Annotated in this window: 22 protein-coding genes and 1 riboswitch; of the genes, 11 read left to right on the forward strand and 11 right to left on the reverse strand. The window is 58.0% G+C overall.

Translation table 11 applies throughout. The features are described 5' to 3' along the window. The first annotated feature begins 99 nt into the window (after positions 1-99). Genes CRO87_RS17995 through CRO87_RS18010 form a run of 4 tightly spaced genes read left to right on the forward strand, consistent with a single transcriptional unit; the run spans position 100 to position 3,644 of the window. Complete coding sequence (locus CRO87_RS17995) at positions 100-861, forward strand: endonuclease/exonuclease/phosphatase family protein (RefSeq protein ID WP_097164302.1); 762 nt, start codon at positions 100-102, stop codon at positions 859-861. Further along, a complete protein-coding gene (clsB, locus tag CRO87_RS18000) occupies positions 858-2,099 on the forward strand; it encodes a cardiolipin synthase ClsB (RefSeq protein ID WP_097164303.1) in 1,242 nt (413 codons plus the stop codon). Before CRO87_RS17995 ends, clsB begins: the two co-directional genes overlap by 4 nt. Next, the gene (locus CRO87_RS18005) at positions 2,099-3,061 is read left to right on the forward strand and encodes a lysylphosphatidylglycerol synthase domain-containing protein (protein ID WP_097164304.1); all 963 of its coding nucleotides are present in this window, start codon (positions 2,099-2,101) and stop codon (positions 3,059-3,061) included. Before clsB ends, CRO87_RS18005 begins: the two co-directional genes overlap by 1 nt. 43 nt (positions 3,062-3,104) lie before the next feature. Continuing rightward, a complete protein-coding gene (locus tag CRO87_RS18010; protein WP_097164305.1) occupies positions 3,105-3,644 on the forward strand; it encodes a lipocalin family protein in 540 nt (179 codons plus the stop codon). 90 nt (positions 3,645-3,734) lie between these two features. Here the strand turns inward: CRO87_RS18010 and CRO87_RS18015 are convergent, their stop codons facing one another. The 6 genes from CRO87_RS18015 to moaA form a co-directional block, all read right to left on the reverse strand. Then, the gene (locus CRO87_RS18015) at positions 3,735-4,439 is read right to left on the reverse strand and encodes a Bax inhibitor-1/YccA family protein (RefSeq protein ID WP_097164306.1); all 705 of its coding nucleotides are present in this window, start codon (positions 4,437-4,439) and stop codon (positions 3,735-3,737) included. Positions 4,440-4,514: 75 nt separating this feature from the next. Next, positions 4,515-4,967: a molybdopterin synthase catalytic subunit MoaE gene (moaE, locus tag CRO87_RS18020; RefSeq protein ID WP_097164333.1), complete on the reverse strand. Its 453-nt coding sequence runs from the start codon at positions 4,965-4,967 to the stop codon at positions 4,515-4,517. A gap of 2 nt (positions 4,968-4,969) precedes the next feature. Further along, the gene (gene moaD / locus CRO87_RS18025) at positions 4,970-5,215 is read right to left on the reverse strand and encodes a molybdopterin synthase sulfur carrier subunit (RefSeq protein WP_097164307.1); all 246 of its coding nucleotides are present in this window, start codon (positions 5,213-5,215) and stop codon (positions 4,970-4,972) included. Continuing rightward, positions 5,208-5,693: a cyclic pyranopterin monophosphate synthase MoaC gene (gene moaC, locus CRO87_RS18030; protein ID WP_097164308.1), complete on the reverse strand. Its 486-nt coding sequence runs from the start codon at positions 5,691-5,693 to the stop codon at positions 5,208-5,210. Before moaC ends, moaD begins: the two co-directional genes overlap by 8 nt. A gap of 3 nt (positions 5,694-5,696) precedes the next feature. After that, on the reverse strand, positions 5,697-6,209 hold the full coding sequence (moaB, locus tag CRO87_RS18035; protein WP_097164309.1) for a molybdenum cofactor biosynthesis protein B: 513 nt from the start codon (positions 6,207-6,209) through the stop codon (positions 5,697-5,699). A gap of 27 nt (positions 6,210-6,236) precedes the next feature. Then, the gene (gene moaA, locus CRO87_RS18040) at positions 6,237-7,226 is read right to left on the reverse strand and encodes a GTP 3',8-cyclase MoaA (RefSeq protein ID WP_097164310.1); all 990 of its coding nucleotides are present in this window, start codon (positions 7,224-7,226) and stop codon (positions 6,237-6,239) included. After that, positions 7,212-7,343: riboswitch (molybdenum cofactor riboswitch) on the reverse strand. Its footprint overlaps the gene before it by 15 nt. Positions 7,344-7,565: 222 nt before the next feature. Between moaA and yvcK the strand changes: the two genes are divergently transcribed. The 4 genes from yvcK to pmrB all read left to right on the forward strand — a co-directional run bounded on the left by yvcK (position 7,566) and on the right by pmrB (position 11,971). After that, a complete protein-coding gene (gene yvcK / locus CRO87_RS18045) occupies positions 7,566-8,474 on the forward strand; it encodes a uridine diphosphate-N-acetylglucosamine-binding protein YvcK (RefSeq protein ID WP_097164311.1) in 909 nt (302 codons plus the stop codon). A gap of 107 nt (positions 8,475-8,581) precedes the next feature. Then, entirely contained in the window at positions 8,582-10,222 is a 1,641-nt protein-coding gene (eptA, locus tag CRO87_RS18050; protein WP_097164312.1) for a phosphoethanolamine transferase EptA, read from the forward strand. Then, entirely contained in the window at positions 10,223-10,894 is a 672-nt protein-coding gene (gene pmrA, locus CRO87_RS18055) for a two-component system response regulator PmrA (RefSeq protein WP_097164313.1), read from the forward strand. Next, a complete protein-coding gene (gene pmrB, locus CRO87_RS18060; RefSeq protein ID WP_097164314.1) occupies positions 10,895-11,971 on the forward strand; it encodes a two-component system sensor histidine kinase PmrB in 1,077 nt (358 codons plus the stop codon). Positions 11,972-12,169: 198 nt separating this feature from the next. Here the strand turns inward: pmrB and uvrB are convergent, their stop codons facing one another. Next, on the reverse strand, positions 12,170-14,191 hold the full coding sequence (uvrB, locus tag CRO87_RS18065) for an excinuclease ABC subunit UvrB (RefSeq protein WP_097164315.1): 2,022 nt from the start codon (positions 14,189-14,191) through the stop codon (positions 12,170-12,172). Positions 14,192-14,958: 767 nt separating this feature from the next. On the opposite strand from uvrB, the gene CRO87_RS18075 reads away from it, so the two are divergent. Beyond that, on the forward strand, positions 14,959-15,681 hold the full coding sequence (locus CRO87_RS18075; protein WP_097164316.1) for an ABC transporter ATP-binding protein: 723 nt from the start codon (positions 14,959-14,961) through the stop codon (positions 15,679-15,681). On the opposite strand, the gene bioD is transcribed toward CRO87_RS18075, so the two are convergent. Genes bioD through bioB form a run of 4 tightly spaced genes read right to left on the reverse strand, consistent with a single transcriptional unit; the run spans position 15,656 to position 19,271 of the window. After that, entirely contained in the window at positions 15,656-16,345 is a 690-nt protein-coding gene (gene bioD / locus CRO87_RS18080; protein WP_097164317.1) for a dethiobiotin synthase, read from the reverse strand. The genes CRO87_RS18075 and bioD overlap by 26 nt on opposite strands. Continuing rightward, complete coding sequence (gene bioC, locus CRO87_RS18085; RefSeq protein WP_097164318.1) at positions 16,338-17,093, reverse strand: malonyl-ACP O-methyltransferase BioC; 756 nt, start codon at positions 17,091-17,093, stop codon at positions 16,338-16,340. The genes bioD and bioC overlap by 8 nt, the downstream gene beginning before the upstream one ends. Further along, positions 17,077-18,234 carry an 8-amino-7-oxononanoate synthase gene (gene bioF, locus CRO87_RS18090; protein WP_097164319.1) on the reverse strand — a complete coding sequence of 386 codons (1,158 nt, stop codon included), beginning with the start codon at positions 18,232-18,234 and terminating at the stop codon, positions 17,077-17,079. Before bioF ends, bioC begins: the two co-directional genes overlap by 17 nt. Then, entirely contained in the window at positions 18,231-19,271 is a 1,041-nt protein-coding gene (gene bioB / locus CRO87_RS18095) for a biotin synthase BioB (protein ID WP_097164320.1), read from the reverse strand. The genes bioF and bioB overlap by 4 nt, the downstream gene beginning before the upstream one ends. 87 nt (positions 19,272-19,358) lie before the next feature. Between bioB and bioA the strand changes: the two genes are divergently transcribed. Further along, the gene (bioA, locus tag CRO87_RS18100) at positions 19,359-20,648 is read left to right on the forward strand and encodes an adenosylmethionine--8-amino-7-oxononanoate transaminase (protein ID WP_097164334.1); all 1,290 of its coding nucleotides are present in this window, start codon (positions 19,359-19,361) and stop codon (positions 20,646-20,648) included. 42 nt (positions 20,649-20,690) lie between these two features. Beyond that, positions 20,691-21,167 carry a kinase inhibitor gene (locus tag CRO87_RS18105; RefSeq protein ID WP_097164321.1) on the forward strand — a complete coding sequence of 159 codons (477 nt, stop codon included), beginning with the start codon at positions 20,691-20,693 and terminating at the stop codon, positions 21,165-21,167. Positions 21,168-21,192 lie beyond the last annotated feature (25 nt).

Here is a 21,192-nt window from a genome sequence, read left to right on the forward strand (position 1 = left end):
TGAGAGTACCGGACTTTACGGAAAATTCCGTAACACCGCACCTTTTTGTGACGCCTACTACACTATTTTATTCAGGACAGTGATGCGAACAGGAAAAATATGACTCATTCGTCGCACCCTTTTTCATTAAAAATTTTGACGATCAATACCCACAAAGGGTTCACCGCTTTTAATCGTCGCTTCATTTTACCCGAGCTTCGCGACGCGGTTCGCGCCGTCGGCGCGGATATCGTCTGCCTGCAGGAAGTGCTTGGCGCACACGACGCCTGGTCGCTGCGCGTTGAGAACTGGCCGAACACCAGCCACTATGAATTTCTCGCCGATACGCTGTGGCAGGATTACGCCTACGGGCGCAACGCGGTCTATCCCGAAGGCCATCACGGCAATGCTGTGCTGTCGCGCTTTCCCATTGCGCATTATGAGAATCGCGATATTTCCGTCGGCGAAAGCGAAAAGCGCGGGCTGCTTTACTGCCGCATCGAGCCGCCGGAGCTAACCACCGTCGTTCACGTTATCTGCGTGCATCTTGGGCTGCGCGAGGCGCACCGTCAGGCTCAGCTGACCATGCTCAGCGAGTGGATAAACGGCCTGCCGGAAGGCGAACCCGTGCTGGTCGCTGGCGATTTTAACGACTGGCGTCAGCGGGCCAATCAGCCCTTACAGCGAGATGCCGGGCTGCAGGAGATTTTTACTGCGGCAAACGGCCGTCCGGTGCGCACTTTCCCGGTTCGCTTTCCGCTGCTTCGCCTCGACAGAATTTACGTAAAAAACGCACGAGCCAGCCACCCGATGACGCTCCCGCTGCGGGAGTGGCGACATTTATCCGACCATGCGCCGCTCAGCGCGGAGATCCACCTATGAAATGCGGCTGGCGCGAAGGCAATCAGATTCAGCTCCTGGAGAACGGCGAGCAGTACTATCCCGCCGTGTTTAGCGCCATTGAGAAAGCTGAACGTAAAATCATTCTTGAAACCTTTATCTGGTTTGAGGACAGCGTGGGCTGGCAGCTGCATGACGCGCTGCTGAAAGCCGCACAGAGAGGCGTCAGCGTTGAGGTGCTGCTGGACGGCTACGGCTCGCCGGACCTCAGCGAGCGCTTCGTTGGCGAACTGACCGGGGCGGGCGTGGTGTTCCGCTATTACGATCCGCGCCCTCGCCTGTTCGGCATGCGTACCAATCTCTTCCGCCGGATGCACAGGAAGATTGTGGTGATAGACGGCTCGGTGGCGTTTGTTGGCGGCATTAACTACTCCGCCGATCACCTGGCAGACTACGGCCCGGAGGCGAAACAGGATTATGCCGTGCGCGTTGAAGGGCCGGTGGTGCAGGACATTCTGCTGTTCGAGCTGGAAAACCTGCCCGGCCACGCCGAAACGCGCCGCTTCTGGCGACGCCGCCATCGCCCGGAAGAAAACCGCACGCCCGGCGAGGCGCAGGCGCTGTTCGTCTGGCGTGATAATCACGAACACCGTGACGATATCGAGCGCCATTACCTGAAGATGCTCGCCAACGCGAAGCGGGAAGTCATTATTGCCAACGCCTATTTCTTCCCCGGCTACCGGCTGCTGCACGCCATCCGCAACACCGCGCGTCGTGGCGTTTCGGTCAAACTGGTGGTTCAGGGTGAACCGGACATGCCGATTGTGAAAGTCGGGGCGCGGCTGCTTTACCGTTATCTGCTCAAAGGCGGCGTGCAGATTTACGAGTACCAGCGCCGCCCGCTACACGGCAAAGTGGCGCTGATGGACGAACACTGGGTGACGGTCGGCTCCAGCAACCTCGATCCGCTCAGCCTGTCGCTGAACCTGGAGGCGAACCTCATCATTCACGATCGCGCCTTCAACCACACCCTGAGGGAGAATCTTCACGGCATCCTTGCGCAGGATTGTCAGCAGGTGGACGAGACGATGGTCCCGAAACGCAGCTGGTGGAACCTGACCAAAAGCGTGCTGGCGTTCCACTTCCTGCGCCATTTCCCGGCGGTGGTCGGCTGGCTACCTGCGCATACGCCCCGTCTGGCGCAGGTGCAGCCGCACAGGCAATCCATGACTGACACACAAGATCGCGCAGAACCTGAAAACCCGGGGGTGAAACCCTGATGTCTCATGCTCATCCTCGCTGGCGTCTGGCTAAAAAGATCCTCACCTGGCTTTTTTTCCTCGCCGTGGCCGTGCTGCTGGTGGTTTACGCCCAAAAGGTCGACTGGCAGGAAGTGTGGAAGATCATTCGCAATTACGATCGCGCCGCGCTGCTTGGCGCGGTGGCGCTGACCATCGTCAGCTATCTGATCTACGGCTGTTACGATTTGCTGGGGCGGGTTTACTGCGGCCATAAGCTTGCGAAGCGGCAGGTCATGCTGGTGTCCTGCATCTGCTACGCCTTCAATCTGACCCTCAGCACCTGGGTCGGCGGCATCGGCATGCGCTACCGGCTCTATTCGCGTCTGGGGTTGCCCGGCAGCACCATCACCCGAATCTTCTCGCTAAGCATTGCCACCAACTGGCTCGGCTACATTCTGCTCGGCGGAGTGATTTTCTCCATCGGCGTGGTCGAACTCCCCGCACACTGGTATATCCGCGACGGCACGCTGCGGCTTATCGGCGGCGCGCTGTTACTGTTTATTGCCGTCTATCTGTGGGCCTGCGCGTTCGCGAAACGCCGCCATCTGACGATTAAAGGGCAAAAATTGGTTCTGCCGTCGTGGCGCTTCGCCCTGCTGCAGATGCTGATTTCCAGCGCCAACTGGATGGCGATGGGGGCCATTATCTGGCTGTTGCTCGGCCAGCAAGTGCACTATTTCTTTGTACTCGGCGTACTGCTGGTCAGCAGTATTGCTGGCGTCATCGTGCATATTCCCGCGGGCATTGGCGTACTGGAGGCGGTATTTATTGCGCTGCTCTCAGGCGAACATGCTTCACAGGGCACCATCATTGCGGCGCTGCTGGCCTATCGTCTGCTCTATTTCTTTATTCCGCTGGCACTGGCGACGGTGGGGTATCTGTGGCTTGAGGGCCGGGCAAAGAAGCTGAAAGCGAAGAATCAGAAGGCGCTGGCCGAGTGAGCGCCTCTCAGGTTGAACAAACATCTTCAGGAAGGAGACAAACATGAAGCTATGGCACGTTGCGACAGGATTTACCGCCTTGATAGCACTGGCGGCCTGCCGCTCTCCGGGCTTGCCCGAGGGCATTCAGCCCGTTCACAATTTTGATGCCGGACGTTATCTCGGCAAATGGTATGAAATTGCGCGATTCGATTATTATTTCGAACGTGGACTGAACAACGTCACTGCGCAATATTCGATGAACGATGACGGTTCCATTCAGGTCATTAATCGCGGGTACGATCCGCAGAAGATGAAATGGAAGCAGAGCGAAGGGAAAGCGAAATTCAATGGTCCTGAGGACGTGGCTGCACTGAAAGTCTCGTTCTTCGGGCCGTTTTACGCGGGATATAACGTCATTGCTATCGATCCGGACTATAAATATGCGCTGGTGGCCGGACAGAGTCGCGATTACCTATGGATCCTCTCCCGCACGCCGGACATCCCGGCGGACATCAGAGTGAAATACCTTGAGATTGCCAGAGCGCATCACTTCCCGGTGAATAAGCTCATCTGGGTGAAGCAGGATAATTCTGCTTCATGACCGCTATCTGATTGAGCAGAAGGTAATGAGCCAGAAGGGAAAATTCTAAAACAGCGCCCCTTTCCCATCTCGGGAGAGGGGCGCGAGTCATTAGCGACGATTGCCCATGATGCGCAGCAGCATCAGGAACAGGTTGATGAAGTCGAGGTACAGGGTCAGCGCGCCGAGAATGGCGTACTTGCGCAGGTTGCTGCTGTCGCGGGTATCAATCTGCTCGCCAATCATTTTCAGCTTCTGGGTGTCATACGCCGTCAGGCCAACGAACACCACCACGCCGATATAGGTCACTGCCCACATCAGCGGCGTGCTTTTCAGCCAGATGTTCACCAGCGACGCCAGGACGATACCAATCAGCGCCATAAACAGCATTTTGCCCATGCCGGTTAAGTCGCGCTTCGTGGTGTAACCGTAGAGGCTCATTGCGCCGAACATCCCCGCCGTCACGATAAAGGTGCTGGCAATGGAGCTGTATGTGTAGGCAAGGAAAATACTGGAAAGCGTCAGGCCCGTTAGCGCTGAATAGAGCATAAACAGCGTGGTGGCGACGCCTGCACTCAGACGCTGCACCATGCCCGAAAGCACAAAGACCAGCGCCAGCTGGGCGATGATCAGGCCAAAGAAGGTGATTTTGCTGGAGAAGACGAACATCATCACCGCGGGCGTGCTCGCCGCAAACCACGCAACGAACGCCGTCAGCAGCAGCCCGCAGGTCATCCAGCCGTAAACCTGCGCCATGTAGGTTTGCAGGCCAGAGCGCGCCTGCACGATTGAATCGGGACGCGTGTATCGGTCCATGATGAATACCTCTGAAAAGTGGGTGTAATGTAAGCGTATCACATGCCCGGATCGAGCAAGTCTGAAAAACGTTTTTTACCAGCGCTTTGCCGCTTCCTGGTCACTTTCGCGGGACTCCACCCAGCGGTCACCCTCCGGCGTCGCTTCGCGTTTCCAGAACGGCGCGCGGGTTTTCAGGTAATCCATGATGAACTCCCCGGCGGCAAACGCGCTGCCCCGGTGGACGCTGGTGACGCCGACGAACACAATCTCTTCGCCCGGCCACATTTCGCCGATGCGATGAATCACCAACACGCGGCCTAAACGCCAGCGGCCTCGCGCTTCTTCAACAATTTCTGCCAGCGCCTTTTCCGTCATGCCTGGATAGTGCTCCAGCGTCAGGGCTTTCACGCTGTCGCCGAGGTTGTGATTGCGCACTTTCCCGGTGAAGGTGACCACCGCACCGTCTTCGTCGCGCTCCGCCAGCCAGTCGTATTCCGTGCCGACGTTAAAGCGATCGGGAGTGACGCGAATTAAAGTCTCACTCATCATCAGCCTCCCGTTACCGGCGGGAAGAATGCCACTTCGTCACCCTCTTTGATGGCGTGTGAACTCTCAACGAGCGTCTGGTTTACGGCGGTGAGCAGTTTGCCCTCTTCCAGCGCCAGCGCCCAGCGGGAACCCTGAGCAGCCAGCTGCTGACGCAGTGCTTCAACGGTGGTCGCCTGGGTGTCCAGCGACAGAGAATCCGTGCCGACCAGTTCGCGCACCTGGGCGAAAAATAAAATCTTAATCATCAGCTTCTGCCCTGAAGTCTCCGGATTTGCCGCCGCTTTTCGCCAGCAGGCGCAGCGGGCCAATCACCATATCTTTTTGTACCGCTTTGCACATGTCGTAGATGGTCAGCGCCGCCACTGATGCGGCGGTGAGCGCTTCCATTTCGACGCCGGTTTTGCCGGTCAGGCGGCACAGCGATTCGATACGCACCCGGTTGTGTTCCGGCTGCGCTTGTAAATTCACCTCCACCTTGCTGAGCATCAGCGGATGGCATAATGGGATCAGATCCCAGGTTCTTTTCGCCGCCTGAATGCCTGCAATACGGGCGGTGGCGAAGACGTCACCTTTGTGGTGGCTGCCGTCGATAATCATGGTGAGCGTTTCCGGCAGCATGGTAACGAAAGCTTCGGCACGGGCTTCGCGCACCGTTTCCGCTTTGGCGGAGACGTCCACCATATGGGCTTCGCCAGCGGCGTTGATATGCGTCAGTTGTGACATGGCTTATTTCTTTAAATGAGGGTGGAAGTTGCACGGGCGGGTGCGCGCATCAAGCTGCGGCGCGATGATGTTTTCCCATGCGGTACGGCAGGCTTTGGTTGAACCCGGCATGGCAAAAATCAACGTATTATTCGCCACGCCTGCGATAGCGCGGGATTGCAGCGTTGAGGTGCCAATCTCTTCGAAGGAGAGCATGCGGAATACTTCGCCAAAGCCTTCCACTTCACGGTCAAACAGCGGGCGCAGCGCTTCCGGGGCCTGATCGCCGTCGGTAAAACCTGTGCCGCCGTTAATCAGCACCACCTGCACGTCATCACGGGCAATCCACGCGGAAACCTGGGCGCGAATGGCGTAGCGGTTCTCTTTGACGATGGCTTTATCGACGATGGTGTGGCCCGCATCGTGAGCAGCGTCCCGCAGATAGTGCCCGGACGTGTCGTCCTCTTCGCCGCGACGGCTGGAGACGGTAAGAATAGCGATACGGGTCGGCATAAATTCAGCACTGACCTGACTCATGGTAAACCTCCATATTCTTTGAACGGCTCAGCCGCCGATGTAGGACAGATTTTGGGTAATACCGGTGTCGCCCTGATGCAGGAAATGGGTCTGCTTTTTCTGCGCTAATGCGCCTGAAATACGCGTTTCCAGCTCAGGCTGCTGCGCATCGTCGGTGAGCAGATCGCGAAGATCCACGCCGCCGTCGCCGAACAGGCACAGGTGCAGTTTACCCGTGGACGAGACGCGCAGGCGATTGCAGCTGGCGCAGAAGTCTTTTTCATAGGGCATGATAAGGCCAATTTCCCCGGCGTAATCGGGGTGGCAGAAGACCTGCGCCGGGCCGTCGCTGCGGCTTCGAATCTGGTGGATCCAGCCGCGTTTGAGCAGCTCATCGCGCAGCACCATGCCGGAGATGTGGTGTTTGCGGAACAGTTCGCTGCCCTCGCCCGTTTCCATCAGTTCGATGAAGCGCAGCTGAATGGGGCGCGGTTTGATCCACTCGAGGAAGGTGTCTAACTGATGATGGTTCACGTCGCGCATCAACACGGTGTTGACCTTCACTTTGGCAAACCCGGCGGCGAAGGCGGCATCAATGCCGTCCATCACCTGCTGAAATTTGTCCTGCCCGGTGATGGCGTGAAACTGCCGGGCGTCGAGGCTGTCGACGCTGACGTTGACGTGAGTCAGCCCGGCATCGCGCCAGCTTTGCGCATCGCGCGCGAGTCGGTACCCGTTGGTGGTGACCGCAAGCTGACGAATGGCGTCGTTTTCACGCACGGCGGCAATGATGTCGGTGAAATCACGGCGCAGTGAAGGCTCCCCGCCGGTCAGGCGCACTTTTTCCGTGCCCATAGCGGAAAACGCACGGGTCACGCGGCGAATTTCATCGACGGAGAGGAAACCGTTGTTGCTGACCGCACCGGGCTTGTAGCCGTCGGGCAGGCAATAGGTGCAACGGAAGTTGCACACGTCGGTAATCGACAGACGCAAATAGTAGAACTTGCGCGCGAAAGCATCGGTTAGTTGTGGGGCCATACACCTTTCCAGATACGGGAGGCACAGTCATTTCTTCCTGTACCCTGGTGACATCGTCACGGCCAGTGCGCCATATCCTCAGACTTAGGCACAAGGGCTAGAGTGTCGCTTCTGATTCAGAAGCAGGTTATGCCGATAGTAGCGCGTAAATGACGCTTTCGCCATTTTGCACTTTCGCTATATAATCTTATATATAGCGGCACTATCGTGCAGTTTCGCTACAGAATACGCAAAAATCCTGCTTTTGCATTGATATGCGTCATTTTGACAGGATCCGATGATCGTCTTTTAGGAGTAGTTACGCTAAGCTCAGAGCGATCGTTTCTGATAAGGAATACTATGCGCAATCGTACTTTTGCGGATCTTGACCGCGTCGTCGCCCTCGGCGGTGGCCACGGCCTGGGGCGAGTGATGTCTTCCCTCTCCTCACTGGGTTCGCGCCTGACAGGTATTGTCACCACCACTGATAACGGCGGCTCCACGGGCCGCATCCGTCGCTCCGAAGGCGGGATTGCCTGGGGGGACATGCGCAACTGCCTTAATCAGCTGATCACCGAACCGAGCGTCGCTTCGGCGATGTTTGAATATCGTTTTGGCGGTAACGGTGAACTTTCCGGGCATAACCTCGGAAATCTGATGTTAAAGTCGCTGGACCACCTGAGCGTACGGCCTCTCGAAGCCATCAATTTAATCAGAAATCTGCTGAAAGTGGACGCTTCCCTGATCCCTATGTCAGAAGTGCCGGTGGATCTGATGGCGATTGACGATGAAGGCCATGAAATCTATGGCGAGGTCAATATCGATCTGCTCAAGGTCGCCCCGAAAGAGCTGATGCTGACGCCGTCGGTCCCCGCCACCCGCGAGGCAGTACAGGCCATTGCCGAGGCGGATTTAATTCTGATTGGCCCGGGCAGTTTCTACACCAGCCTGATGCCCATTCTGCTGCTGGATGAGATGGCGAAGGCTTTGCGCAGAACGCCTGCCCCAATGGTCTATATCGGTAACCTTGGCAAAGAGCTCAGCCCCGCTGCCGCCAGCCTGTCGCTGAAGGACAAGCTGGAGCTCATGGAGCATTACGTTGGCAAACCGGTGATTGATGCCGTGGTTGTCGGGCCAAAGGTGGACGTCTCAGGCATGGAAGACCGCGTGGTCATTCAGGTGCCGCTGGAGGCCAGCGATATTCGCTACCGTCACGACCGACACCTGCTACGCGAGGCGCTGGAACAGGCCGTGCAGGCGCTAGGTTAGCTCTAGGTGCCCGGCATCCTCCGTCGGGCCGATTCCTTAAGTTCTTAAGGTTGTCTTAAAACTCAATTGTCATCATACCGTCATCTTAGTCTTTTGGATGATCCCTGATGTCACGTTTTTCACCGCGTCGCCCGGCGATGGGGCACGTTTTCTACCTGATGCTGTTTGCCGCTTATATCGCGCTGTTCCTGAACATCGCCTTCTTTAAGCAGGCATTCTCACTGCTGCCGGTCGATTCCCTGCATAACACGCTGGTGTATGCCACCATGCCGCTGGTGCTGTTCTGTATCATCAATATTCTGGTGACGCTGGCCTCACTGCTGTGGCTCGACCGGCTGGCCATCAGCCTGTTTATCCTGCTGAGCGCCTCCGCGCAGTACTTCATCATGACCTTCGGCGTCATTATCGACCGGTCAATGATCACCAATATCATCGACACTACGCCCGCCGAAAGCTTTGCCCTGATGTCGACGAAAATGGTGCTGACGCTGGCCATCACTGGCCTGCTGGCGGTCATCGTTGCCTGGTGGATCAAGGTGAAAAAACCGGCCAGCCCTCTGCGTAGTCTGGCACTGCGCGTGAGCAGCATTGTGGTATCGGCGCTGATCATCGTGGCCGTCGCGCTGCTGTTTTACAAAGATTACGCCTCGCTGTTTCGCAACAACAAGGAGCTGGTGAAATCCATCAACCCGTCAAACAGCATCGTCGCCGTCAACTCCTGGTACTCTCACAACCGTCTGGCACACCTGCCGCTGGTACGCATTGGCGAAGATGCCACCCTGAAGCCAGAAATGAGAAACGGCCCGCGTCGCAATCTGACGATTCTGGTGCTCGGTGAAACCTCCCGCGCGGAGAACTTCTCCCTCGGTGGCTACGCCCGTGAAACCAACCCGCGCCTGAAGCAGGACGACGTGGTTTATTTCCCGAACACCACCTCCTGCGGCACCGCCACGGCAATATCCGTGCCCTGCATGTTCTCTAACATGCCGCGCGCTCACTATGATGAGCAGCTGGCGCAGCATCAGGAAGGATTGCTGGACGTGATTCAGCGCGCAGGCGTGAACGTGCTATGGAACGAAAACGACGGCGGATGCAAAGGTGCCTGCGATCGCATGCCGCACCAGGACATGAACCGCCTGAACCTGCCGGGCCAGTGCATCGACGGCGAATGCTACGACGACGTGCTGTTCCACGGCCTTGAAGAGTACATCGATAACCTGAAGGGCGACGGCGTGATCGTCCTGCACACCATCGGCAGCCACGGCCCGACCTATTACAACCGCTACCCGAAAGACCGCCGGGTGTTCAGCCCGACCTGCGACAGCAATGAAATTCAGAACTGTAGCAAAGAGCAGTTGGTGAATACTTATGACAACACCATCATCAACGTCGATTATATTGTCGACAAGGCCATTAAGTTATTACAGTCGAAGCAGAACCGCTTCACCACAAGCCTGGTGTATCTCTCCGATCACGGTGAGTCCCTTGGCGAGAACGGGGTGTATCTGCATGGCCTGCCGTACTCTATTGCGCCCGATACACAAAAACATGTGCCGATGCTCATCTGGCTGTCGGATGACTATCAACAGCGCTATAACGTGAATTACGGCTGTCTGAAAAAAGACGCGCAGACGAACCCCTATTCGCAGGATAATCTGTTCTCGACCATGCTTGGCCTGGCGGGCGTCAGCACCAAAGAGTACCAGGCAAGCGACGATATTCTGACGCCGTGCAGAGGAGCGAAGTAAATGAAAGTGCTGGTAGTGGAAGACGATGCATTACTGTTACAGGGACTGATCCTCGCGATGCAAAGCGAAGGCTACGTGTGCGACGGAGTAACCACCGCGCACGAAGCGGCGCTGTGCCTCGCCAGCGGGCATTACAGCCTGATCGTGCTCGACCTCGGCTTGCCCGATGAGGACGGACTGAGTTTCCTCGCCCGTATTCGCCGGGAGAAAATCACCCTGCCGGTGCTGATCCTGACCGCGCGTGATACCGTAGTAGACCGCATCACCGGCCTCGATACCGGGGCCGACGACTATCTGGTGAAGCCCTTTGCGCTGGAAGAGCTTAACGCCCGCGTGCGCGCCCTGCTTCGCCGCCACAACAACCAGGGCGATAACGAAATCGCCATTGGCGACCTGCGCATCAACGTCACTCGCCGCCTGGTGTCGCTTGGCGAAGCACCACTTGAATTGACGCCAAAAGAGTACGCCCTGCTCTCACGCCTGATGGCCAAAGCGGGCAGCCCGGTGCACCGGGAGGTGCTCTACAACGATATTTACAGCTGGGATAACGAGCCTTCGACCAACACGCTGGAAGTGCATATCCACAACCTGCGCGACAAAATCGGTAAATCACGCATTCGTACCGTGCGCGGCTTCGGCTACATGCTGGTGAAAACCAGCGAGGACGCGTAAATGAATCTGCCGACGCTTCCCAAAATCCAGTGGACCATGCGCCGCCAGCTGCTGCTGACCATCGCCACCATTCTGCTGGTTTGTCAGGTCATCAGCGTCTTCTGGCTGTGGCACGAAAGCCAGGAACAGATCCAGTTGCTGGTACAAAGCGCGCTCGAAGGGCACAACAATCACAAGCATATTGAACACGAAGTGCGGGAGGCCGTTGCCAGCCTGCTGATCCCCAGCATGCTTATCGTCGGCCTGGCGCTGTGGATTTGCCTGCAGGCGGTGAAGCGTATCACCCGCCCGCTGTCCGATTTGCAGCAGGAGCTGAACAGCCGCACGCCGGATAATCTCAAACCCATTGAACTGCCGCAGTCCGTCAGCGAAGTGGACGCCGTCACTTCGGCTATCAATCAGCTGGTCGAACGTCTGAACCTGACCCTGGAACGCGAACGACTGTTCACCGCCGACGTCGCCCATGAGCTGCGCACGCCGCTTTCCGGGCTGCGCCTGCACCTGGAGCTGATGGCGAAATCCCACAGCGTGATGGTGGACCCGCTTTTGCAGCGCCTCGATCAGATGACGCAGAGCATTTCTCAGCTGCTACAGCTGGCGCGCGTGGGGCAGTCGTTTTCTGCGGGCAGCTACCAGCAGGTGCCGCTAGTGAAGGAAGTGCTCGAACCCATTCAGGATGAACTGGAAACAATGCTGAGCCTGCGCGGCCAGAGTCTGAAATTACCGTCTGAAGAACATGAAGTCACCGTGTCCGGCGACGCCACGCTGCTGCGGGTGCTGGTACGAAACCTGGTGGAAAACGCCCATCGCTACAGCCCGGAAAACTCCACCATTACGATTCTGGTTGAAGCAGGCATTCTGGCGGTAGAGGACGAAGGGCCGGGGATCGATGAAGCCAAAAGCGGCGAGCTCAGTAGAGCATTCGTGCGGATGGACAGCCGCTACGGCGGCATTGGGCTTGGCCTGAGTATCGTCACCCGCATCGCGCAGCTGCACGATGCGCAGTTCTTTTTGCATAACCGCAAGCCCGGGCCGGGCGTGAAGGCGTGGATTAAATTTCCACGACGTGGGCGCTGATCAGTAAGTCAGGATCCACTGATGGAAGAAGGCGATGACAATCAGAAAGGCAAACAGTACGGTCAGCGCCGTTGAAATATTATCTTTTGGCATGGGGCTATCCTCATTAAAGTGAGGACAGTATCCAGGATGAAGATTAACGGAACATTAAGACCCCGGAAACGTTACGTGACCGGGGTCTTATTTTTTGTGAAGCGGTTAAGACGCGGCGATAAAAAGATCGCGCAGCTGATGCAGACGGTCGCGTACTTCCGCCGCCTCTTCAAACTCCAGATTCTGCGCATGCTTCATCATCTGCGCTTCCAGCTCGCTGATTTTCTGCTGCAGCGCTTTCGGCGTCAGGGCCAGTTCTGCCGCTTCGATATCGGCCTGCGAGCGACCTTTGCCACGGCCTTTGCCTTTGGCCTTCACGATGTTCTCGCCAAACGACAGAATATCGACGACCTTCTTATTCAGCCCCTGCGGCACAATGCCGTTCTCTTCGTTGTAACGCTGCTGCTTCTCGCGACGGCGCTCCGTCTCACCCATCGCTTTCGCCATCGACGGCGTGATTTTGTCGGCGTAGAGAATGGCTTTGCCGTTGATGTTACGCGCCGCACGACCGATGGTCTGAATGAGCGAACGCTCTGAACGCAGGAAGCCCTCTTTGTCGGCGTCCAGAATCGCCACCAGCGACACTTCAGGCATATCAAGACCTTCCCTTAACAGGTTGATCCCGACCAGCACATCGAACTCGCCAAGGCGCAAATCGCGGATGATCTCCATACGCTCGACGGTGTCGATATCGGAGTGCAGGTAACGCACCCGCTCGCCGTGCTCTTCCAGGTATTCCGTCAGGTCTTCGGCCATGCGCTTGGTGAGCGTGGTGACAAGAACACGCTCGTTGATGGCCACGCGCTTGCGAATTTCCGACAGCAGGTCATCCACCTGCGTACCAACCGGGCGTACTTCAATGATCGGATCCAACAGACCCGTTGGGCGCACCACCTGATCGACAACGTCATCGCCGGACTTCTCCAGCTCGTAGTTGCCTGGCGTCGCCGAAACGTAGATGGTCTGTGGCGCGAGGCCTTCAAACTCTTCAAATTTTAACGGACGGTTATCGAGCGCCGACGGCAGACGGAAACCGTACTCCACCAGCGTCTCTTTACGCGCCCGGTCACCACGGTACATGCCGCCAATTTGCGGGACGGTAACGTGGGATTCGTCGATAACCAGCAGGCCATCGGCAGGGAGATAGTCAAACAGCGTTGGCGGTGGCTCGCCTGGCCCGCGCCCGGAGAGGAAGCGGGAGTAGTTTTCGATGCCCGAGCAGTAGCCCAGCTCGTTCATCATTTCGAGATCGAACTGCGTGCGCTGTGAAAGGCGCTGCTCTTCCAGCAGCTTGTTGTTGTCCAGCAGCACCTTACGGCGGTCCACCAGCTCGTCTTTGATCTCTTCCATCGCCTGCAGGATGCGCTCGCGCGGAGTGACGTAGTGCGTTTTCGGGTAGACCGTAAAACGCTGGATGGTCGATTCCAGCTGCCCGGTCAGCGGGTCAAACAGCGACAGCCGCTCCACCTCTTCATCGAACAACTCCACGCGCAGGGCGATGTCATCCGATTCCGCCGGGAAGATGTCTATGACTTCACCGCGGACGCGGAAGGTACCGCGCTGGAAGGCCTGATCGTTGCGGGCGTACTGCAATTCTGCCAGGCGGCGCAAAATGGAGCGCTGATCGATAATCATGCCGACCGTTAGATGCAGCATCATTTTCAGGTAGAGATCCGGGTCGCCGAGGCCGTAAATCGCCGATACCGAGGCCACCACGATAACGTCACGGCGCTCCAGCATGGCTTTGGTGGCTGAAAGACGCATCTGTTCGATGTGTTCGTTTACCGAGGCGTCTTTCTCAATGAAGGTGTCGGAGCTTGGGACATAGGCTTCCGGCTGGTAGTAGTCGTAGTAAGAGACAAAAAACTCCACCGCGTTTTCCGGAAAGAACTCTTTCATTTCGCCGTAAAGCTGTGCCGCCAGGGTTTTGTTCGGCGCGAGCAGCATGGTCGGGCGCTGCAGGTCGGCGATGACGTTAGCAATGGTAAACGTTTTCCCTGAACCGGTTACGCCGAGGAGCGTCTGGTGCGCGAGGCCATCTTCAAGCCCCTCTTCCAGACGACGGATGGCTTCAGGCTGGTCGCCGGAGGGACGGAAAGCAGAATGCAGTTTTAACGGTTTACTCATGAACGACAACCTGATGAAGGGTAAACGGGCAGACGATTAATTCTACTCGTCGCACCGAAATTTGCCAATAATAAACACTGGATAAAAAAACAGTAACGCATTATCGTATCTGTGTTAGCGCTTCCATAAGCCAGCAACTGCGGCGTAAATTTCATCTGCGACAAGATAAAACACTCCGCCATATGGGTTATCCCCAGAACATTCTCGCATTTAACATTTGTCAAGATGCGTAATGAATCTTTTATGGCAGCGGATGACGCTTTTCTGACAGCCATTGCTTTTATCTAACTTGCTAATATAAAAAGAAAATATCAAAAAGCCGCGTTTCGCATCAATTTGGGCGCAGGCCGCGTATTCTCTTGCCTGTCGCAAGTTTTCTAACTCTAATACACATGGTTATCCACAGGAATGGTGGATAACTGTCTGTAGCCCTTCCCCCCTGTCACTCCGGCAAAATGGCTTCGCCCTGGAAAAGCGGCCCATAAAAATTATTTATCGCTCTTTTTTGTCTTTAATCATCAAAAAAGTCGCTTGTTGCGCAATGAGAGATCGCTCACAAATCCAGCACTGGCGCTGCACCAAAACCCTTCATAATGACGGACTAACGGCACTGACAGAGTGCAGCCGCTGCGCTCCATTGCCCCTTTTTCAGGGCAATGTTTAGGGTATTTTCTGAAAGAACTGTCCGTTTGCCGCAACGACCTTCTCCTGGCAAGGGAATTGCAAAAACGGTTTCGCCACTGAGGGCAAAACGTAAGGAGAGGCCGATGTTGAGTTTGCGCGCTGTGAATCACTATTACGGAAGTCAGCATATTCTGTGGAATCTCAGTCTCGACCTTCCGCCTGGCGAATGCACCTGCGTACTGGGGCTGCCGGGCATGGGGAAAACCACCCTGGTCAACTGCATTGCCGGGTTCCAGAAGGTGGAGAGCGGCGGCATCTTCTGGCAGGAAGCCAGCGGGCCGCCGCAGGATTTGCTGACGCTTACGCCGCCGCTCAGGGCCGCAATGGGCATCGGCTATGTGCCGCAGGACAAGCGTATTTTTTCGCAGATGACGGTGGAGGAGAACCTGCAGATCGCGATGCGTGCCACGCACGAAGGCCACAGCGCCGTCGGCAGCGCCATTTTTGACCTGATGCCCGATCTCTGGCCGCTGCGCCAGGTGAAAGGTGCGGCGATGTCCGAAGATGACCAGTACCAGCTGGCGCTCGCCAGTGCGCTAATTAACAACCCGAAACTCCTGATCCTTGATGAACCCACCCGCGGTATGGGACAGGGGTTTATGCACAAGTTCGGGGAGTGCCTGCTGCGGCTCAACCGCGAGCTGGGGCTGACGGTGCTGCTGGCCGAGCAGCACCTGCCGTTTATTCGCCGGGTAGCGGATAAGTTTTGCCTGCTGCACCGCGGGCGTAACGTGGCCCAGGGCAACGTCAGTCAGCTTGATACCCGGCTGCTGGAACAGTTTATGACGCCGGACGCAGCGCCGTAAGATCAAGATACTGCCCCGGCTCAGCGCGCTCAGGTCCTTCGCTCAGATAAGGAATTTCGCCCAGCAGCGGCGCGGGCAGCATGCGGGTGAGCGTCGCCATGTATTCGGTGTGACGCTTGCCTGGGGGAATAACGTCATTGGCAATCCAACCCGCAAGCATCAGCCCGGCCTGCTGCACGGCCTGCGCGGTCAGCACCGCATGGTTGATACAGCCCAACTTCACGCCCACCACGAGGATCACCGGCAGCTGCTCGGCCTGCACCCAGTCGGCAAAGGTGTAAGTTGAAGAGAGCGGCGTGTACCAGCCGCCCGCCCCTTCCACCAGCACCCAGTCGGCTTTCTGAGACAGCGCGTGCAGCCCGGCCGAGAGCGTGTGCGCATCAACAGGACGCCCTTCATCTTCGCTGACGATGTGCGGCGACGTCGGTTCCTCAAAAGTGTACGGATTCACTTCGGCATAGCTCAGCGCCACGCCGCTGTTACGCTGGAGCGCAAGTGCATCGGTGTTGCGCAACCCTTCATCCGTCATCTCGCTGCCGGAAGCGACGGGTTTGTAGCCTGCGGTGCGATAACCCGCGCGATTAGCCGCCTGGAGCAGCGCGCTGCTGGCGACGGTTTTCCCCACTTCGGTGTCGGTGCCGGTGACAAAATAGCGTTCAGTCACGTTCAATCACTCCTGTCAAAATATGGTACGTCAGGGCGCAACGGCCCTGCTCTTTGGGCCACGCCAGCTCCAGCCGTTGCAGGTGAGTGCGGGTCAGCGTCTGTGCCGCCCGCCCCTCATGCAGGTGCGTCGCGCCAATGCCTTTCAATGATTTCATGGCGCTGAGCGCATCGTCGAAGGTCACGTGCAGCGTGTGCAGCTGATGTCGGGCGCGGTAGCCGCTCAGGGCCGCCAGAATGACGTCCAGAGATAAAAATCGGTTGGCGTGCGGCTGACGGTCAAGCGCTCGCCAGGCCTGATTCAGCTCCGGTAAAGAATCGGCAACCAGCGTGCTGAACGCAACGAGGCCGCCAGGACGCACCACGCGACACAGCTCGCCGAGCGCCGAAGGCAGCGACTCACACCACTGCACGGCGAGGTTGCTCCAGGCCAGATCGTATTCGCCGTCGGCCAGCGGCATAGCTTCGATATCCGCCTGAACGTAGTGTTGGGCAGAACGTTGCCGGAGCGCTTCATCCAGCATCGGCAAAGAGAGGTCCAGGGCCGTTACCCGGCTGCCCTTTTCCGACCAGTAGCGGCTCATGCTGCCCGGCCCGCAGCCTGCGTCCAGTACGCTCGCAAACGCCTGGCCATCCAGCTGAGCCAGCAACGCCGCCGCGCTCTGGCGCTGCAAATCATCATGCCGATCGTAATGTCCGGCGGCACGACCAAAGGCCGCCGCCACCGCCGCCTTATTGACGTACGCCATGCATCGCCTCCAGCAGCCTGTCGATATCTTCTGCGTGGTGAGCCGTCGTCAGCGTTATCCGCAGCCGGGCCGTGCCAGCGGGCACCGTCGGCGGGCGGATCGCCGTCAGCCAGCAACCTGCTTCACGCATTGTTTCTGCCAGCGCCAGCGCGCGATGGTTCTCACCGACAATCACTGGCTGAATGGCGCTTGTCGAATTTGTCAGCTGAAGGCCCAGCGATTCGGCCCCACGGCGAAAGCGAGAGATATGTTCCCGCAGCTTCTGGCGACGCGCTTCGCCGTCATCGCTGCGGATCACCGCCAGCGCTTCACTCAGCGCCACAGCCTGCGCGGGCGGCATGCTGGTGCTGTAAATCAGGTGGCGAGCGAACTGCAAAAGGTAATCAGCCACTTCTTCGCTGCACAATACCGCCGCGCCGCTGAGGCCGAAGGCTTTACCGAAGGTTACGACCAGTAAATCGGGTTTAACGTTTTGCTCATCGCAGGTGCCCCGCCCTTCACGCCCGCTGACACCAATACCGTGGGCATCGTCCACCAGCAGCCAGCCGTTTGCCGCCTCCGTCACCGAGGCAATCTCCGCCAGCGGGGCGCTGTCGCCGTCCATGCTGAAAACACCTTCGGTGACGGTCAGCTGAAGGCCTTCAACCGGTTTTGCCAGAAGCTGTGCCAGCTGTGCGCTGTCGTTGTGGGCAAACCGACGAAGCTGCGCCGGGCTGAGGTTCGCCGCCTCCAGCAGGGATGCATGGCTGAGCCTGTCGGCAACAATGCGATCCTCTTTGTGCAGCAGCGCCGCGATAACCGCCTGATTAGCGGCAAAGCCCGAAATAAACAGCAGCGCACGCGGGTAGCCCAGCCACTCCGCGAGCTGTTGTTCGAAGTGCTGATGCGCTTCGCTGTAACCCGTGACGTGCCCGGAGCCGCCGCTGCCGGTGCCGTAGCGGGCCGCACCCTGCTGCCAGGCGCCGACGATAGCCGGATGTTGGCTCAGGCCAAGATAATCGTTAGCGGAAAAATTGAGCCAGCGCTGCTCACCGCGCGTCAAATAACGCCCTGCACCTTGTGTGACGGGTGAACGGGTGCGAAAGGCGTCGGCTGCCCGACGCTCGTCTAATGCCTGCCCGATGCGCTGCTGCCAGCTCATACCGCCGCCGCGTTGTAATACGTTTCAGTGTCCGGCGTCAGCAGCGCGTGCTCCAGCTTCTGCTGCTGTTCCACGTCGCCGCTCAGCACCGCAGTCTGCTGCGGGTTGATGCCAAGCTTGCGGAACAGCAGCAGGTCCTTGTCCTCTTCCGGGTTTGGCGTGGTCAGCAGCTTGCAGCCGTAGAAAATCGAGTTCGCCCCGGCCATGAAGCACATCGCCTGAGTCTGCTCGTTCATCTTCTCGCGGCCCGCCGAAAGGCGCACGTGCGAGGCCGGCATCATGATGCGCGCCACGGCGATGGTGCGAATAAAATCGAAGGCGTCGACGTCTTCGTTGTTCTCCATCGGCGTGCCTTTGACCTTCACCAGCATGTTGATCGGCACGCTTTCCGGCGGCGTCGGCAGGTTCGCCAGCTGGAGCAGCAGCCCGGCGCGGTCGGTGACCGTTTCTCCCAGGCCGACAATGCCGCCTGAACAGACTTTGATGCCCGCATCGCGCACTTTGCCGAGGGTGTCGAGACGCTCCTGATAGGTGCGAGTGGTGATGATGTTGCCGTAGAATTCCGGCGAGGTATCGAGGTTGTGGTTGTAGTAATCGAGCCCCGCTTCACCAAGGCGCTGCGCCTGCGTGTCGGAGAGCGTGCCGAGCGTCATGCAGGCTTCAAGCCCCATCTCCTTCACGCCTTTGACCATCTGCTCAAGATACGGCATGTCGCGCTCGTGCGGGTTTTTCCATGCAGCGCCCATACAAAAACGGGTCGACCCGGCGTTTTTTGCTTTACGCGCAGAGTCCAGCACCTGCTCCACTTCCATCAGGCGTTCGGCCTCAAGCCCCGTTTTGTAGCGGGCGCTCTGCGGGCAGTATTTACAGTCTTCCGGACAGGCGCCGGTCTTGATCGACAGCAGCGTGCTGACCTGAACCTGACGCGGATCGAAGTGCTGGCGGTGGACGGTTTGAGCCTCAAACAGCAGTTCCAGCAGGGGTTTATTAAACAGTTCAGTAACTTGCGACAAAGTCCAGCGGGTGTGGTGAGCCATTGGCATCTCCAAAAGGGGTTCAGTTGTTTCTCGGTTCGGTGTAGGATCGTAAACCTAAAACTTTTCAAAATGGTTTACAAGTCGATTATGACCCAGGACGATCTTCGCTTCGACAGCCAGCACATCTGGCACCCTTACACCTCAATGACCGCGCCGCTGCCCGTCTACCCGGTAGTCGGTGCACGTGGCTGCGAGCTGGAACTGGCCACGGGCGAACAGCTTGTCGACGGCATGTCGTCCTGGTGGGCGACTATCCACGGCTACAATCACCCACGTCTGAACGCGGCAATGCAGCAGCAGATTTCGCAGATGTCGCACGTGATGTTTGGCGGGATCACGCATCCGGCGGCCGTTGCGCTGTGCCGCAAACTGGTGACGATGACGCCCGATTCGTTAGAGTGCGTCTTCCTGGCGGATTCCGGCTCCGTGGCGGTGGAAGTGGCGATGAAAATGGCATTGCAGTACTGGCAGGCCAAAGGCGAGCCGCGCCAGCGTTTTCTCACCTTCCGTAACGGCTACCACGGCGATACTTTTGGCGCGATGTCGGTGTGCGATCCGGACAATTCGATGCACAGCCTCTGGAAAGGCTACCTGCCGGAAAACCTGTTCGCGCCTGCGCCGCAAAGCCGCTTTGACGGTGAGTGGGATGAGATGGACATGGTGCCGTTTGCCCGCCTGATGGCGGCACATCGCAGCGAGATCGCCGCCGTTATCGTCGAACCGATTGTGCAGGGAGCGGGCGGAATGCGGATGTATCACCCGGAGTGGCTGCGTCGGCTGCGCAAAATGTGCGACCGCGAAGGCATTCTGCTGATTGCCGACGAAATCGCCACCGGCTTTGGCCGCACCGGTAAACTGTTCGCCTGCGAGCACGCGGGCATCGCCCCGGACATTCTGTGCCTCGGCAAGGCGCTGACCGGCGGCACCATGACGCTCTCCGCCACGCTCACCACACGCAACGTGGCAGAAACCATCAGCAACGGCGAGGCGGGCTGCTTTATGCACGGCCCAACCTTTATGGGCAACCCGCTGGCCTGCGCCGTGGCGGCTGAGAGCCTTGCCCTGCTGGAAGAAGGCCACTGGCAGCAGCAGGTGGCGGACATCGAAGCTCAGCTGAAGCACGAACTGGCAGACGCCCGTGATTCGGAGAACGTGGCCGACGTACGCATTCTGGGTGCCATCGGCGTGGTGGAAACGAAACACCCGGTGGACATGGCACGGCTGCAAAAATTCTTTGTGGAAAAAGGCGTGTGGATCCGCCCATTCGGCAAACTTATCTATCTGATGCCGCCGTATATCATCACTTCAGCGCAGCTCACCCGCCTGACAGATGCGGTTAAAGCCGCTCTCAGTGACAACACGCTTTTTAAGGCCTGAGCTAAACTTCGTGATTATTCAACATGCTGAAGGGCAACCCGAATGAAACTGAACAGTCACGATTTTAAGGATGGCGACAAGCTGCCGCACCGTCACGTGTTTAACGGCATGGGCTATGACGGTGACAACCTGTCGCCGCATCTGGCCTGGGATGAGGTGCCGTCCGGCACCAAAAGTTTTGTCGTCACCTGTTACGACCCCGATGCGCCGACGGGCTCCGGCTGGTGGCACTGGATTGTTGCCAACCTACCGGCGGATACCCGCGTCCTGCCGCAGGGCGCAGGCTCCGGCATTGCGGACCTGCCGGATGGCGCGATTCAGACGCGAACCGATTTCGGCAAAGCAGGCTACGGCGGTGCGGCTCCGCCAAAGGGCGAAACCCATCGCTACATCTTTACCGTGCATGCCTTAGATGTGGCAAAAATTGAAGTGGATGAAGGCGCAAGCGGCGCGATGGTCGGCTTTAACGTCCACTTCCACAGCCTCGCGAGCGCTTCTGTCACGGCAATGTTCAGCTGATTTCCGTACCATAGCCTGCCTTCGG

It is taken from the genome of Enterobacter sp. CC120223-11 (genome assembly GCF_900215375.1).
In the GTDB taxonomy this organism is placed as follows: domain Bacteria; phylum Pseudomonadota; class Gammaproteobacteria; order Enterobacterales; family Enterobacteriaceae; genus Scandinavium.